This window comes from Stenotrophomonas sp. P2112, from assembly GCF_041897515.1.
GTDB classification, from domain to species: Bacteria; Pseudomonadota; Gammaproteobacteria; order Xanthomonadales; family Xanthomonadaceae; genus Stenotrophomonas; species Stenotrophomonas sepilia.
The window spans coordinates 1,286,920-1,303,247 of the sequence record NZ_CP169216.1; the positions used below are offsets into that span (position 1 = coordinate 1,286,920).

Sequence of the window (16,328 nt, forward strand, 5' to 3'; positions counted from 1 at the left end):
TGCCACAGGGACACGTGACATGAACACTATCTATCGTCTGGTTTTCAACCGCGCGCTGCGCGTCTGGCAGGTGGCTTCGGAGCTGGTGAAGGGCGGCGGTGGCCTGGTCGGCCAAGTGCCGGGCCGGCAGAGCGCTGCGCTGTCGCGGCTGGGCTTCGCACTGATGTGCTCACTGGGCTGGGTCAGCCTGGGAACGCCTGCGCTGGCGCAGTCCGATGCGCGCATCATTTCCGATCCAAATGCGCCGGGCCGTGAACGGCCGACGATGGTGACGGCACCCAATGGCGTGCCGATGGTGAACATCACCACGCCGTCGGCAGCGGGTGTGTCGCGCAACCGCTATTCGCAGTTCGACGTGGGCCGCGATGGCGTCATCCTCAACAACGCCCGCGGCCAGGTGCAGACGCAGCTGGGCGGCTGGGTGCAGGGCAACCCGTGGCTTGCCACCGGCAGTGCACGGGTCATCCTCAATGAAGTGAATGGTCGGGCCAGCCGGCTCAACGGCTATGTGGAAGTGGCCGGGCAGCGCGCCGAGGTGATCATTGCCAACCCGGCCGGCATCCAGGTCAATGGCGGCGGTTTCCTCAATGCCAGCCGGGTGACCCTGACCACCGGCACGCCGATGTTCACGGGTGCAGGCGCACTTGAGGGCTACCGCGTCACAGGGGGCGCGATCCAGATCGATGGCGATGGCCTGGACACCAGCCGTGCCGATTACACCGACCTGATCACCCGTTCGTTGCAGGTCAACGCCGGCATCTGGGCCAATCAGTTGCAGGCGACGCTGGGCAACAACGTGGTCAGTGCCGACCACAGCCAGGCCAGTGCGACCGCGGCCAGCGGCGAGGCGCCGGCCTTCGCGCTGGACGTTGGTGCGCTGGGCGGCATGTTCGCCAACAAGATCTGGCTGGTCGGCAATGAGCACGGCGTGGGCGTGCGCAATGCCGGCAGCATTGGCGCACAGGCCGGCGAGCTGGTGGTGACGGTGGATGGCCGGCTGCAAAACACCGGCGCCCTGCAGTCGCGGCAGAACGTGCGCGTGCAGGCCGGTGGCGATCTTGCCAATGGCGGCACCATCGCCGCCACGCGCGAAGTTGCGATCACCGCCGGTGGCACGCTGGACAACAGCAACGGCACGCTCAATGCACAGCGCCTGCAGCTGCAGGCGCAGGGGTTGCGCAACCATGGCGGCGCCATTGAACAGACCGGTGTGCAAGCGCTGGCACTCAAGGCCGACGCAGCCAGCAACCGTAGCAATGGCCTGTTGGGTGCACTGGATGCCATGGCATCAAGTGGTAACGGGAGCAGCGCTGGCAGCGGCGCGTCGCCCGGCAATGGCGGTGGAACACCCGGAACCGGCACGCCGGGAACGCCGGGAACCGGAGGCGGCAATGGGGGCTCGGCGGGCACGCCGACGTCGCCGGAGCTGCCCCTGGCCGAGGGCCTGATCGCCATCGCCGGTACGCTGGACAACGACGGCGGCAGCATCAGCAACGGCGGCTCGGTGTCACTGGCCGCACGCAACGGTCTCGACAACAGCGGCGGTCGCCTGGGCGTGAGCGCGCTGCAGGCTGGGGGGGAGCTGCGCAATGACGGCGGCACGCTGCAGGTGCATGGCGATGCCGCGCTGCAGGTGGGCCTGTTGTCGAACCAGAAGGGTGCGCTGAGCGTGGCCGGCGACCTGTCGCTGGATGCGCAGGCGCTCGACAACCGCGGTGGTGAACTGCGCCACGCCGGCAAGGCGGCATCGTCGTGGACGGTGCAGGGCCTGTTCAACAACGACGGTGGCCTGCTGGCCACCAATGCCACGCGGCTTGCATTGCGCGCAGGCCAGGTCGGCAATGCGGGAGGCCGCATCGAACATGCCGGTGGCGGTGGTCTCGCGTTGGATACGGGCGACTGGGCCGGCAGCGGTGGGCGACTGAGTACCCTGGGCCGCCTGCAATGGTTGGTCGGCAACGCCGATCTGCGCAACGGTTCGCTCAGTGCGGCCGGGTTCGAGATCCTGGCCGCGACGCTGGACAACCGGGGCGGCAGCCTGCTGTCGCTGGGTAGCGGGGCCAGTTCGGTGAAGGCCACGACGCTGGACAACAGTGCCCGCGGCACGTTGGCCGGCAACGGCGATCTGGCACTGGTCGCGACCACGCTGGACAACAGCAACGGCCTAGTTCAGCAGGCTGGCACCGGCATCCTGAGCGTGCAGGCCGATACGTTGCGTGGCAGCGAAGGGCGTCTGCTCAGCAACGGCGCGCTGGTGCTGTCCGGCGGCGAGCTGGACGTGAGTGGTGGCACGACATCGGCGCAGAGTGTGCAGATCCACGCCGGGGCACTGCGCAACCGCCAGGGCCAGATCGTCTCGCAGGGTGTCTCGGCGCTGGCGCTGGACGTGCGCGATGCGTTCGACAATCAGGGCGGCCAGATCGTCGGCAACGGCGGCCTGCGCATCGACGCCGGTCGCATCGACAACCAGAAGGGCACGCTGCAGTCGGCCGGCACGCAGGGTGTGGCGCTGACGGTGCGCGACTCCCTGGACAACACGGGCGGCGCGATATCCGGAAATGGCCAGGTGCAGCTGCAGGTTGGCAGCCTGGTCAACCAGGGCGGCAAGGTGCTGGCCGCAGGCAGTGGTGCGCTGCAGGTGCTGGCCCGCGAGCTGCTGGACAACAGCAACGGTGGCCGATTGGCCGGTACTGGTGATGTGCAGCTGCAGGCAGCGCGCCTGGACAACCGCGGCGGCGCGATCGAACACGCGGGCAGAGGCACCTTGCAGATCCGGGCCGACAGCCTGCAGGGCGCGGCGGGCCGGATCCTCAGCCAGTCGTCGCTGACGCTGGAAGGGGGCGAGCTTGTGCTCGGCGCCGGCAGCGTTACCCAGGCCGAGCGCACCGCCATCGATGCGCAGCGCCTGGACAATGCCGGCGGCAGCCTCAGTGCGACTGGCAGCGAGGCGCTGCTAGTGCGTGTGGCGCAGGCATTGGACAACAGCGGCGGCACGATCGCCGGCAACGGCGCGCTGGATGTTCAGGCCGGTGAACTGATCAACCGCAAGGGCACGCTCAGCGGTGCCGGAACGGCTGACAGCACGCTGCAGATCGTCGCTGCGCTGGACAACCACGAAGGCACGATCGCCAGCAACGCCAATCGCCTGACGGTCACTTCCGCACGGCTGGACAACAGTGGCGGCAGCATCCGCCAGGCCGGCAACCAGGGCCTGGACATCACCACCGGCCGCCTGGACGGCAGCAAGGGCACGCTGGTCTCCTCGGCCACGCTGACCCTGCGTGCTGGCGACGTGGATCATCGTGACGCGACGCTGGGCGCCGATCGCCTCGACCTTGAGGCAACCACGCTCGACAACGCCGGTGGCCGCATCATCGCCAGCGGCGAAGGCGCCAGTCGCATCAAGGCCACGACGCTGGGCAATGCCGGTGGCACGCTGGCCAGCAATGGCGACCTGGCCCTGCTGGCACAGGTGCTGGACAACCGTGCAGGCAGGATCCAGCACGCGGGGAGCGGCCAGCTGCAGGTCTCGGCGAAGACCCTGCTGGGCAACGGCGGCAGCGTGCTCAGCAATGGCAGCTTCGCGCTGGACGGCGCCAACCTCGATCTGACCGCGGCAACCGCCTCGGCGCGCCGCGTCGACATCACCGCCGATACCCTGACCACCGCCGGTGGCACGCTCACCGCAACCGGTGAAGACGCGCTGCGCCTGCGCGTACAGGGTGTGCTGGACAATCGCGGCGGTTCGCTGGCCAGCAATGGCGCGCTGGCTGTCACCGCGCAGCAGCTGATCAATGCACAGGGCACGCTGCAGGGTGCAGGCGCGGGTCACTCCACGCTGGCGATCGGCCAGGCGCTGGACAACCAGAAGGGCCGCATCCTGCTCGGCGGTGCCGGCACGGTCACCGCGGCCAGCCTCGGCAACCAGGGCGGCACCGTGCATGCGGGCGGCAGCGCGCTGGTGCTGAGCGTTGAGGGTCGTCTCGACAATGGCGAGCAGGGGCTGCTGTCCAGCACCGGCACGATGACCCTGGGCGCCGGCAGTCTCGACAACCGCCACGGCACCCTGGTCGCTGGCAAGGACCTGAGCGCGACCACGGCGGCAGCCGTGGACAACAGCGACGGCGCGATGCAGGCCGGCGAACGGCTGCAGTTGCAGGGCAACGGCCTGCTCAACCAGCGCGGCACGCTGCTGGGCGGCCAGCTGGACATCGATACCCGCGGCCAGCGGCTGGACAACCGCGCCGGCACGCTGGGCACGCAGAAGGGCGACCTGATCGTTCGCAGTGGCGAGATGGACAACCAGGGCGGTCGCGTGCAGTCGGCGGCCGACCTGGCCATCAACACGGCCGGGCAGGACATCGACAACCGCGCCACCGCCGGCAGCGGCGGATTGCTGGCGGCCGGGAAGCTGCAGCTGGATGGTGGCGTGCTGGACAACCGCGGCGGCGCAGTCAATGCACAAGGCGATGCGCGCTTGCTGCTGGCCCGCGTCGACAACAGTTCCGGTGGAACACTTGCCAGCGCCGCGAATCTGTCGCTGCAGGCGGCGAGCCTGGCCAATGCCAGTGGGCGCGTGCAGGCCGGGCGCAACCTCGACCTGACCCTGGACGGGCACCTGGACAACGCTGACGGCGCGATCGCTGCCGGCCAGCTGCTGACCCTCACGGCCGCCAGCATGGACAACCGCAACACCCGTGGCGGCGACGGCACGCGTGGCTTGCAGGCGGGCCAGCTGCAGTTCGGTGCACAGTGGCTGGACAACAGCCAGGGCCAGGTCGTCACCGATGGCGGTGCGCGGCTGCAGATCAACGGCCAGCTGCAGAACACCGGCGGCGTGATCAGCACCGGCGGCAACCTGGACAGCCACGCGGACAACGTCGCCAACAGCGGTGGCCTGCTGCGCGCCGATGGCAGCCAGACCCTGGTGGCACGTGCGCTCAGCGAAGACGGCCAGGTGCAGGCGCAGCGTGACCTCGGCCTCACCCTGCAGCAGGGCATGCGCCATCGTGGCGAATGGATCGCCAACGGCACGCTGTCGCTGAACCTGTCCGGCGACCTCGACAACCAGGGTGTGGTGCGCGGTGGCAACCTCGACCTCAACGCCCAGAACATCACCAATGCGGCCTCGGGTGAGATCTCCAGCCAGGGCACGACCCACCTCAATGCCCGTGGCCAGCTGACCAACCGCGGCCTGATCGATGGCGCGCTGACCCACCTGGAGGCCGGCGAAATCGACAATCTCGGCACCGGGCGCATCTACGGTGATCGCGTGGCGATCTCCACCGGCGTGCTGAAGAATCGCGCCGAAGAGGCCGGTGGTGCCACCCGCGTCGGCACCGTGGCTGCACGCGAGCGCCTGGACCTGGGCGTGCGCGAGCTGCAGAACACCGGCAAGGGCCTGATCTACAGCGGCGGTGATGCTGCCATCGGCGGCACGCTGAGTGCCGATCGCATCGCCAGCGGCATTGCCGGGCGGATCGACAACATCAGCTCGGTCATCGACGTCACCGGCAACCTGTCCATCGATGCGCAGGTGGTCAACAACATCCGCGAGAACGTGGTCATCACACAGACCACCACCGTGAACGCTCCGGTGCGCATGGATCGACCCGCCTGGTGGCGCAACGGCAAGAATGGCACCGAGGACATTCGCAGCACCAGTCACTATTCGGCGCACGAGGTGTACTACCTCAACCCGACCGATATCCTGGAAGACACGCCGCACATCACGCCGGATGGCTTCACCGTGCACCGTGCGGTGGTACGACTGACCGCGCAGACCAGTGCCTACTTCTTCGGGCGCGGTGGGCTGTATGCCGCGCTGGGTGAGCGTGCGCGGCTGAACGTGCAGGACGGCACGGTGGTGATGTACTACGTCGGCCGCCAGGACAACCAGGTCAATCCGGACCAGGTTGCCGCTGGTGCCGACGATCCGTTTGCCGAGCTGGCCACCCTGCATCCCGATTCGCCGGCATTCCGCTACGTCGATGACAAGCTCACCTACTCGTCAGCGTATGGCACCTGTACGACCAACTGCGTGCAGTTGTGGACCTACAAGGACTACGATCCCGACCGCATTCTGACCAGCCCACAGTTTGCGGGCGGCAACTCCACCAGTGCCAACGAGCAGTATCGCCTGGCCACGCGCACCGTGACCGAAGATGTGTTGCAGCCGAGCGTCGGTGCCGATGCGGTCATCCGGTCAGGCGGTGCGATGCGCATCCGCAGCGATGACCTGCGCAATCACTACGGCAGCATTGCCGCCGGCGGCGATCTGGACATTATCGGCCTGACCGGCGCGGCAAAGGTGGAGAACCTGGCGGCCACGCTGTATCGCACGCACCAGTTCTCCAACGTCAGCCACACCTTCGGCGGGGATGTGATGACCTGGAGTGCTCCGGCCATTTCCGAGGTGACCGGTAAGATTGGCGGCAGCATTGTCAGCGGCGGCTCGTTGAGCATCGACGTCGGTGACCTGAGCAACCTCAACCAGGGGCGAAACGCGCCGAACGTGCAGAACGGTTCGGCGATGGCCAACCTCAACGTGCAGGGTCCCAAAGCGCTGCCGGATGGGCCGGGCCACGGCGGTGCGCAGGGGCCGGGCCAGTCCACCGGCACCGGTGCCGAACGCGCGCTGGCGCAGGCGGCCGATGCCGCCGGCACCCAGCAAGGGAGCAGCGTCGGCGGCGTGAGCGGCAACACCGGTACGTCCGGGCCGCGCGTGGTCGCAGCCAGTGGAGGATCGCCGGATCGCATCGCGATGGGTGCACCGGACACGCGCGTGCCGAGCGCCAGCCTGTTCAACGTCAATCCCAACGGTGGCCACTACCTGGTCGAGACCGATCCGCGCTTTACCGACCACAAGACCTGGCTGAGCTCGGACCACCTGCTGGGCCAGATGGGCTACTCGCCCGATACCGTGCAGAAGCGGCTGGGTGATGGGTACTACGAGCAGAAGCTGGTGCGCGAGCAGATCGGCCAGCTGACCGGTCGCCGCTTCCTCGACGGCTACGCCAGTGACGAGGCGCAGTACCGCGCGCTGCTGGAGGCCGGTGCCACGGTCGCCAGCGAATGGGGCCTTCGCCCCGGCGTGGCGCTGACCGAAGCGCAGATGGCACAGCTGACCAGCGACATCGTCTGGCTGGTCGAGCAGACCGTCACCCTGGCCGATGGCAGCACCACCACCGCGCTGGTGCCGCAGGTCTACCTGCGCCTGCGCCCGGGCGACCTGGACGGCAACGGTGCACTGCTGGCCGGCGCCAATGTCGATATCAAACTGGGCAATGGCCTGGTCAACACCGGCAACATCGCCGGGCGCAAGCTGGTGACCATCGATGCCGGCAACATCGAGCACCTCGGCGGCAGCATTTCCGGCCAGTACGTCGGGCTGTCGTCGGACAAGGACATCCGTGTTGTCGGTGCCGCCGTGACGGCCACCGATGCGCTGTCGGTCAAGGCTGCGGGCAATGTCACGGTGGCCTCCACGGTGGAGACACAGCAGGGCGGTGGCACCTACCAGTACGAGACCAACCGCATTGATCGGGTTGCTGGTCTGTATGTGACCAACCCCAGTGGCGACGGCATGCTGTCGGTGGTGGCTGGCGGTGACATCAGCCTGCAGGCCGCACAGATCCGCAACGCCGGCGCCGACGGCCTGACCCAGCTGGCCGCAGGCGGCACTCTGGATGTTGGTGCGATTGCGCTGGAGGAGCGCCGCGACGCCACCTTCGATGAACGCAACCACCAGCGCAGCAGCAAGACGACACACGCTGCCTCGTCGGTGCAGGGCGCTGGCGACGTGGTGCTGGCCGCCGGCAAGGACATCAACCTGGCCGCCGCGCAGATCAAGGCGGCGGGCGGTCTGGCGCTGCAGGCCGGTGGGGACATCAACAGCCAGGCGCTGGTGGACAGCGAGAGCCGGGATTTTGCGAACGCGGGCAAGCGCAGCTCGCTGCAGGTCAGCCAGCGTGATGAGACGGTGCGTGGCAGTACATTGCAGGCCGGGGACAATCTGCTGCTGAACGCGGGCCGGGACGTGAACCTGACGGCTGCGCTGGTCGACAGCAATGACGGCGCGGTAAGCGTTGCCGCTGGCCGCGACGTCAACCTGCTCTCGGCAAACGAGACGCACGACTACAGCCTGGACAGCTACGACAAGAAAAAGAAGACGCTCTCCAGCACCACCACCACGCGCAGCGTCGACGCCAGCGACAGCTATGCCATCGGCACGGCGATCCAGGGCGAGCGCATCAACATCACGGCTGGCCGCGATCTGACTGCGGTAGGTGCGGTGGTCGATGCCACCGGCAATGTGATTCTGGGGGCTGGCAACAATGTGCTGATCACTGCCGCCGAGGACCATCACAGCAGTGAGTCCAACGAAAGCAAAAAGAAATCCGGCGTTACCGGGGGCTTCGGCAACGGCGTGGCATCGGTCGGCTACAGCAGCGCGAAGAACAGCAGCACCCGCGCCGAGCAGTCCACCACCCAGGTGGGATCGGCGATCGCCTCGCGCGACGGCAATGTGCTGATCAATCCTGGCAACACACTGATGATCGAGGCGTCGGATGTCGCCGCAGGCGAGAACCTGACATTGGTGGGCAAGGACATTGCGCTGCTTGCGCGACAGGACACCACGGACAACCAATCCAGCCAGGCCAGCAAGTCCAGCGGCTTCTCGGTGGGCGTGACCTACGACCCGACCAAGGCCTACCGCAGCGCCCGCGATTCGACCACCGACGGCATGGCCGACAGTGGCTCGGCGATGGGGCGGATCACCCGCACCGCTGAAGGCGCCGCCTCCGGCCTGCGCGCGGCCACCACGTCGACCGTGGTGACTGCCGGCAGCCAGCGCACCAACAGCGAACAGAGCCATTCGACCAGTGATGCCCGCGTCAGCCAGTTGGCTGCAGGCGGCGATCTCACGTTGATTGCCAACGGCGGCTCAATCCTCAGCCAAGGCACACAGATGTCTGCCGAGGGCAACGCCGTGTTGCTGGCCACCCAGAACATCGTGTTCGACGTGGCCCACAACACCGAGCGCAGCGACAGCAGCAGCCGTGGCAAGGGCTGGGGCTTTGCCAACAACACCAGCGGCCTGCCGTTCGGTACCAATAACTCGCAGAGCCAGGGCAGCGGCAGCAGTGACACCATCACCGGCACGCAGCTGTCGGTCGGCGGCGGCGTGCGCATGGCCACCACCGAGGGCAACATCAGCCTGACCGCAGCCAACATCGCCGCCGAGAAGGACGTCAGCATCCGTGCCGCCGGTGATCTGCTGGTGCGCAGCGGGCAGGATACGGTCAGCAACGCCAATACGTCCGACAGCAAGGCGATCGGCACGGTACAGATATCGGATACCGAGAAGTTCTCCGGCTGGCACCGCGAGCAGCACCAGGACGACAGCGCGCAGGTGTCACAGGTGGCCAGCAGCATCGGCAGTCTGGGCGGCAGCGTGAACCTGACCGCCGGAGGCAAGTACACGCAGACGGCCAGCAACGTGGTGGCCGCCAAGGACGTGAACATCACCGCCGCCGAGATCGAGCTGTTGACCGCCGACGAAATCGGCCACTACTCGCAGAGCGACAAGGACCTGAAGATCGGCGTGTTCGCGCGGGTGAAGTCGCCGTTGATCGATCTGATCAACAACGTGGACGCGGCCCGTCAGTCGGATGATCGCCTGCAGAAGATGCAGGGCATGGCGGCGGGCGCCAACGCGTACCAGGCAGCCAGTGCGATCTCGGCACTGTCCGGCCGTGGCGGCAGTGGCGAACTGTTCCGTGCTGAAGCAGGCATCGGCTTCAAGACCGCCAACAGCAGTGCCGATGGCAGCAGCAGGGTGTCGCGTGGCTCCACCATCCAAGGCGGCGGCAACGTCAACCTCACCAGCACCCAGGGCGACATCCACGTGGTGCAGGGCAATCTGAGTGCAGGCAACGCCCTCAGCCTGGATTCGGCCGGCGACATCCTGCTGGAAGCAGGCAAGGCGCATGTGGCCGACCGCAGCAAGAGCAGCAATGCCGGTGCCGAAGTCGGCGTGGGGGTCTCGGTAGGGGCGCAGACCGGCGTGTACGTGTACGCCGAAGCCAGTGTTGGCAGCAGCAAGGCCAATGCCGAGAGCAGCACGTGGCAGAACACCACGCTGACCGGCAAGAACATCTCGATGAAGGCCGAGGGCGATACCACGCTGCGTGGTGCCACGGCGACCGCTGATCGCATCGACGTCAAGACCGGCGGCACGCTGACGATCGAGTCGTTGCAGGACATCGCCGAGAGCATGTCCAGGAACAGCCAGGTGGGCGGTCGCGTGCAGGTGTCGTTCGGTACCGCGTGGAATGCCGACGGGTATGCCAGCGCAGGCAAGGCCAGCGGCAGCTATCAGGGTGTCGGCCAGCAGAGCGGCCTGTTTGCCGGCAATGGCGGCTACCACGTCGATGCCGGCCACGTGAACCTGGTGGGCGGCGCGATTGCCAGCACTCATGCGGGCAACAGTGAACTGACTGCGGGCTCGCTGACGTTCACCGACCTGCAGAACCACATGAACTACACGGCCAGCTCCGGCAGCATCAGTGGTGGTGCGGGCGGGCAGATGGATGGCTGGGCGCCCAAGCCGGGAACCGCCGCACCGCGAGGTGGTCCGGGCCTGCCGATGATGGAGAAGGGCAGCGACAGCAGCTCCACCCTTGCCACCTTGACCGAGGGCAACATCACCATCGGTGGCAAGCAGACGTCGGCGGCCGAGCTGGGCATCAACACCGACGCCAGTGGAGCGCATCGTGCGCTGGATGCATTGCCGGACGCGAACAAGTTGCTGGCTGACCAGCAGGCGATGGCGGCTGCGGCGGGGACGGTGATGGCCACCAGCCAGCAGATTGCCTGGGATATTGGCAGTGCGGATGCGAAGAAGATCACGGACAAGTATCGGGAGCCGATGAGTCCCGAAGAGAAACGGGCATTCGACGCGCTTCTTCCCGATGAGCAGTTCAAGCGCCTGGTCGCGTTCGATGCAACCTACCCCGATGCGCTCGCTACCCAGCAAAAGTGGGCCCCGGATGGCGTCTATGGCCGCGCGCTCGGCGCAGTGACCAGCGCGTTGGTCGGTGGTGTTGAAGGGCTGGGACTGGGTCAGCTGGGTTCCAACGCGCTGGCGCCGTATGCGGCTGAACTGATCGGCAAGACGTTTGACCCGAACAAGCAGAGTGCTGTACCTAGCGAGGCCATGCAGATGCTGTCGCACGCGCTGCTGGGCGCGCTGTTGGCAGAGGCCAATGGTGGCAAGGCGGGGAGTGGGGCGTTGGCGGCCGGTGGTGGTGAGTTGGCGGCGAAGTTCCTGACGGACAAGTTGTTCGGCGGGGACCCTTCGAACCTCAGCCCACAGGAAAGGGAAACAGTGCTGGCGCTGTCACAGGCGGTGGGAGCTCTGGCGGGCGGGTTGTCGGGGCAGGATCTGGCTGGGATCGCGTTGAATGCGGGGATTGCCAAGAATTCGGTTGAGAACAACTGGCTTAGTAAGCAGGAAATCGCACTCATGGAGTCCGAGCGGGCCGCGTGTGGCGGTAAGGGGGGAGATGTCCAAGCCTGTAAGGACTCCGTGACACGTGCGTATGACGAGCTGAACGCAGAGCGAGATCGTGAGCTGCTTGCGTACGGTGCTGCTGTTGAGCTGAGTATGCGCTCCTATCCAGCGACTTCAGAGGACGACTGGAAGCACGAGTGGGCGACTCGTGTCGATCGATACTGGGAACAGTACGGTGTTGCGGTTGAGGACAGGGTCGCTGGACCCACGCCGGGAGCGGACGCAGCATTTGCTTATCGTCAGCTTAAAAATGACGCCCTCGCTTCGGCTATGACAGCCGTCGGAGAGATCATGGACAAGGGTCTCGATCGATGGTTTATGGACAAGAGTCGGCGAAACCTCGAGGCAACTTTGGAGGGTCTTTCTTCGACATTGAGCTTGATGCGGGGCTATGTATCATCTCTTCACCCTGACATCTACATGCAGGGTGCCATCGATCAATCGTCGGTCATGACGAAGACCGAAGAGATGGCTGCTTACCTTGCGATCTTGTCACGAGGGGCAGATAGGGGATTGGGAGCATTGCGGGGCAGCTGGGGCATCAAAAGCCCCGGCATGGGTTCGGCTGTTTCCGGAACCAAGGGTGTAATCAAGGCGAGCGAGACCATTGGCCAGCCAGTTGAGGCTGTTATTGGTGGCCGAAAGAGGTTGTTGCGAGTGGATATCGAGCCCAATGGTAAGCTTCAAATACAATCCGGCGGGGGCAAGGACTCAATCGTAGACTTCCGTCCAGACCTTTCATTGCCGCTAGCCCCGCAGATAGACAAAGCATTCAAGCGATTGCCGCAATCAGCGAGGGATCAGTTGGTTAAAAACGCCGAAAAGGGGCTGCGACGTCTTCAGGAAACGGGAAATATGTGATGGGAACTAGATATGTGGTTGTGCTGGTCGCTGAAGGGGTAATTCCTGAGAGGGAATCTCTCGTCTGTCAGGCGTGGGGTGAAGTTCCGATTTCATACTTTCAAGATCACGAAAGTTTGAATGAATGTAGTTTTATTGATTTGAAGGTGAATAAGTGGGAGATCAATGCTGAGTGGAGTCGGAAGTCGGAGGTTGAGCCGTGGATCAGAATTGAAATATTGAGGGGTGGGGCAGTCGCAGAATACTTGGTGGCGCAGGGGCTTTCCTTGGTGGTAGAGGGGGGGGCGTTGCTCAGTATTGAAATGGATGATGATGGTGGTGAAATTGACGAGATTCTATTGGTAAATCTTGTGTCGGTTTTCATGCCGGGTAACAGAGTTTTCCAGTGGCGTGGTGGGCTTTCTGAGATTGATGGTGAGTACATTTCACGCTTTCCTGCTCGGGAGGAGGTTCTCGAGCGACTACGCCACTGTCGATGATTGCTGTCTGCGCGGGCCTGTTGAATCCGCCCGAACTGAACCAAATGTTCGCGTCGAGACTGTTGAGGTAGCGCTGCCTCCATCAGTACGCGCAAGTGTCGTTCAGCATAATCGAGAATGCAGACGGTTACGCCAGTGCAGACAAGGCCAATGGCAGCTATCAGAGTGTTGACCAGCAGAGCGACCTGTTCGCCGGCAATGGCGGGTACGGCGTGTACGTGTACGCCGAAGCCAGTGTTGGCAGCAGCAAGGCCAATGCCGAGAGCAGCACCTGGCAGAACACCACGCTGACCGGCAAGAACATCTCGATGAAGGCCGAGGGTGACACCACGTTGCGCGGCGCGACCGCCACGGCTGACCGCATCGACGTCAAGACCGGCGGCACGCTGACCATCGAATCGCTGCAGGACATTGCCAAGAATTCGGTTGAGAACAACTGGCTCAGCAGGCAGGAAATCGCGCTCATGGAGTCCGAGCGGGCCGCGTGCGGTGGCAAGGGGGAGATGACCAAGCCTGTAAGGGCTCTGTTACTCGTGCGTATGACGAGCTGAACGCAGAGCGCGATCGCGTATTGCTTGCGCATGGTGCTGCTGTTGAGCTGAGTATGCGGTCCTATCCAGCAACTTCAGAAGACGACTGGAAGCGCGAGTTTGCAGCGCGGATCGACGCCTACTGGCAGCTGCGCTATCCAGGTGTTTCCGTAGAAGACCGCATAGCGGGACCAACTCCAGGTGCCGACGCTTCCTATGCGTTCCGTGAGTTGCGTGGTCAGGCACTTGCGAGCAGCTTGACCGCCATCTCCTCTATTGCCGAGCAGGGGATTAGTTCGTGGTACATGGATATGGTGGCAGCAGACGCGGCAAAGATGCGTGATGGGGTCGCTGCACAGTTTGATCTGATTAGTGGTTTGGTTACGTCTAAGTACCCATCGATCGACATTCAGGCGATGGTGGACCAAGGGGCTGTTCTTACCGAGGTCGAGAAGGCGCAGGCATATCTGGCATTGATCGCAAGATCTGGAAATAAATTCTCTAATGTTCTGCGAGTAAAGGGGGTTGCTACCGCAGATAGAGTGGTTATCGATGAGGGGCGAATTGACCACATGTTTAGAGATGATAGAGGTCACCTGCCCGATACTCCTGCAAACAGAGAGCTTCTCCTCCGTGTTGCCAATGATCCGGCGGCAATCAATGGGGTGGACAAGTTCGGTGTGAGGTGGTCTTCTTCAACTCAGTCAGAGGGAACCCAGGTATGGGTTCGGGTTAGTAAGGGGGTGGTGGTTAATGGTGGGGTAAATAAAAATCCGCTGCCTTATCATCAGGATTATGGATTTGCGTCGCCGGTAAAGCCGGTTCAAAAAAGGTTACGAAATGAATGTTACTGATGCGAAAGATTCAGGTGAAATTTCTACTCAGGCTGCATATGTGCTGATGTGCGTTTTCTTGCGAAAGTATATGGAGAGAGGGGGTGGGCAGGACACTCTCGTTGATCTATTATCTTCCGCGAGCTCATTTTTGTGGGCGAATGGCTTGCCTAACGATCCGGCAATGTGGGATGACTGGCGCGACGCATTTGCAGAGGTTGCCGTCGCTGGAAATGCGCTTAGTTCTGAATTCTGTAGCGCGCAAATGAATTCGTCAGGCGGGCGTTTAACGTTGCTCGATGCATTCTCAGTGATGCTGGTATTCCTTGAGGGTATTTTTGATCGATCTGGTGAGGATCTTCCGTTGCTCGAAGTTATTGGGCGTCTAATGTCACCTCTAAGTGATTCCGGTTGTCTGAGTGATTCCTCTGTATGGGTTGAGTGGACGGATTCGGTTCGAAAGGTTGGGGTATAGGGTTTTGGGTGGTTGCTTCTCTGATGGCGATAGGAGTTGAAGGGGGTAATATTGGAAGAGTGATTGGGATATTTTCACTGATGGGTGGGGAAACTTATTCATTAAATTATTTAGAGATAAGGCGGCGGGGCTTGAGTGCAACGTTTCTAGCAAAGGGCGGAGAGTGATGGCTCGCTTGTCGGAAATTTTGAGGGATGGGCTGATTTCAGGTCTTTCGGGTGTAAATAATAATTCGGGTGCGAGGGGTGTTCTTGAGGCACTGATCAAATGGGTTATGGAATGCGAAGGCGAGGTTCGCAGAGAACCCTTCCTAAGCTATGGCTTTGACTTGATGGTGAACATGGACGGTCGATTGGATGAATATCCATTCGCAGAGATCGGGGAAGCGGATGTTGGGCGCGTGTATTTGCGTGCGACCCAGTTGAGAAACGCAAGTGATGACGGTGTCGCGCAGTTTGTCAGAGATCTGATGGAGGAGTTGGTCGCCGTCGAGATTGACAGGGTGTGTTTCCGCTGCGGGGAGGCGTATATGCGGGCATATATGGGGTTGATCAGTTTTACGCCCGCATTTCAGTGTGATGTATGCGGCTATGGCGAATTCTTGAATGGTTCGGCTTTGAGGGGTGAAAGGCTTCGATTCATTACATTGAAGGAGCTTGAGTCTTTCGAGATTTCTTGGCTGTGGATTGCATGCGATCTAGATAAATAAGGTGGTCTATGAAGTATCCTGCGCGGGAGGAGTTTCTTGATAGGTTTGGGCTTGAGCCTTTTAAAGTGGATCCGGAGATTGGCCTGTTTGTTTACAGGGCAGGCTCGGAGGGGCAGGTTGAGGTTGAGTTCTCCTTTAGCTTGGTAATGCGGTCTTTTCAGGCTTTGATCTCTATTGATGGGGGGGGTGTTTCTGTTATCTCATCGGAGGGTGTGAATTCTATTTCGATATTTGAAAATAATGGAAGGTCCGGTTTGCGTATTGAATTTATTCCTGGGTTGGGCCTATCCAGGGCTGAGTTGGTGCTTGAACCAACGATACATCTCTCCTGGTCTACGCTTGTTAGGAGGGATGTTCGACAGCAAGCTGGCGAAGCACGCCAAGGCGTCTTTGGGGAGGTCGTACGCCAATCAGGCCCTTGAACGAAGTCATCGAACGCTGGGCTAAGGTTGAGTCATGATGATTGCTACGCCTCACCATCACAGCCGGGCGCTTCGCGCTGATAGCTGTGGCGATGGCTGCCGGTGAGACCGGCTGGTGAGGATGTGGGGAAGGGGGCAATCCGTATGCGCAGGTGTCGTTCGGTACCGCGTGGAATGCCGACGGGTATGCCAGCGCAGGCAAGGCCAGCGGCAGCTATCAGGGTGTTGGCCAGCAGAGCGGCCTGTTTGCCGGCAATGGCGGCTACCATGTCGATGCCGGCCACGTGAACCCTGGTGGGCGGGGTGATTGCCAGCACCCATGCGGGCAACTGGCTGGGCAGGCAGGAAATCGAACTCATGGAGTCCGAGCGGGCCGCGTGTGATGGAGAAGGGGGCGATGTCCGAGCCTGCAAGGACTCTGTGACACGTGCGTATGACGAG

General features: G+C 63.2%; 7 protein-coding genes. 6 read left to right on the forward strand and 1 reads right to left on the reverse strand.

What is annotated here, in order from left to right; all coding sequences use genetic code 11:
- The first annotated feature begins 19 nt into the window (after positions 1-19).
- The 6 genes from ACEPA4_RS06020 to ACEPA4_RS06045 all read left to right on the forward strand — a co-directional run bounded on the left by ACEPA4_RS06020 (position 20) and on the right by ACEPA4_RS06045 (position 15,465).
- Positions 20-12,439: a hemagglutinin repeat-containing protein gene (locus ACEPA4_RS06020; RefSeq protein ID WP_374083019.1), complete on the forward strand. Its 12,420-nt coding sequence runs from the start codon at positions 20-22 to the stop codon at positions 12,437-12,439.
- A gap of 14 nt (positions 12,440-12,453) precedes the next feature.
- Positions 12,454-12,918, forward strand: coding sequence for a hypothetical protein (locus tag ACEPA4_RS06025; protein ID WP_196769553.1), 465 nt, complete (start codon positions 12,454-12,456; stop codon positions 12,916-12,918).
- Positions 12,919-13,013: 95 nt separating this feature from the next.
- Positions 13,014-13,469: a hemagglutinin repeat-containing protein gene (locus ACEPA4_RS06030; RefSeq protein ID WP_065186722.1), complete on the forward strand. Its 456-nt coding sequence runs from the start codon at positions 13,014-13,016 to the stop codon at positions 13,467-13,469.
- Between the two features lie 53 nt (positions 13,470-13,522).
- Complete coding sequence (locus ACEPA4_RS06035; protein ID WP_262090906.1) at positions 13,523-14,302, forward strand: hypothetical protein; 780 nt, start codon at positions 13,523-13,525, stop codon at positions 14,300-14,302.
- Complete coding sequence (locus ACEPA4_RS06040; protein ID WP_155761185.1) at positions 14,289-14,756, forward strand: hypothetical protein; 468 nt, start codon at positions 14,289-14,291, stop codon at positions 14,754-14,756. The genes ACEPA4_RS06035 and ACEPA4_RS06040 overlap by 14 nt, the downstream gene beginning before the upstream one ends.
- A gap of 166 nt (positions 14,757-14,922) precedes the next feature.
- The gene (locus ACEPA4_RS06045; RefSeq protein ID WP_155761151.1) at positions 14,923-15,465 is read left to right on the forward strand and encodes a hypothetical protein; all 543 of its coding nucleotides are present in this window, start codon (positions 14,923-14,925) and stop codon (positions 15,463-15,465) included.
- Between the two features lie 466 nt (positions 15,466-15,931).
- Here the strand turns inward: ACEPA4_RS06045 and ACEPA4_RS06050 are convergent, their stop codons facing one another.
- The gene (locus ACEPA4_RS06050; protein ID WP_139726895.1) at positions 15,932-16,246 is read right to left on the reverse strand and encodes a hypothetical protein; all 315 of its coding nucleotides are present in this window, start codon (positions 16,244-16,246) and stop codon (positions 15,932-15,934) included.
- Positions 16,247-16,328 lie beyond the last annotated feature (82 nt).

Coding starts and splice junctions, on each gene's coding strand:
- ACEPA4_RS06020 (WP_374083019.1), top strand. CDS start 20: ATGAACACTATCTATCGTCTGGTTTTCAACCGCGCGCTGCGCGTCTGG.
- ACEPA4_RS06035 (WP_262090906.1), top strand. CDS start 13,523: ATGCGGTCCTATCCAGCAACTTCAGAAGACGACTGGAAGCGCGAGTTT.
- ACEPA4_RS06040 (WP_155761185.1), top strand. CDS start 14,289: ATGAATGTTACTGATGCGAAAGATTCAGGTGAAATTTCTACTCAGGCT.
- ACEPA4_RS06045 (WP_155761151.1), top strand. CDS start 14,923: ATGGCTCGCTTGTCGGAAATTTTGAGGGATGGGCTGATTTCAGGTCTT.
- ACEPA4_RS06050 (WP_139726895.1), bottom strand. CDS start 16,246: ATGAGTTCGATTTCCTGCCTGCCCAGCCAGTTGCCCGCATGGGTGCTG.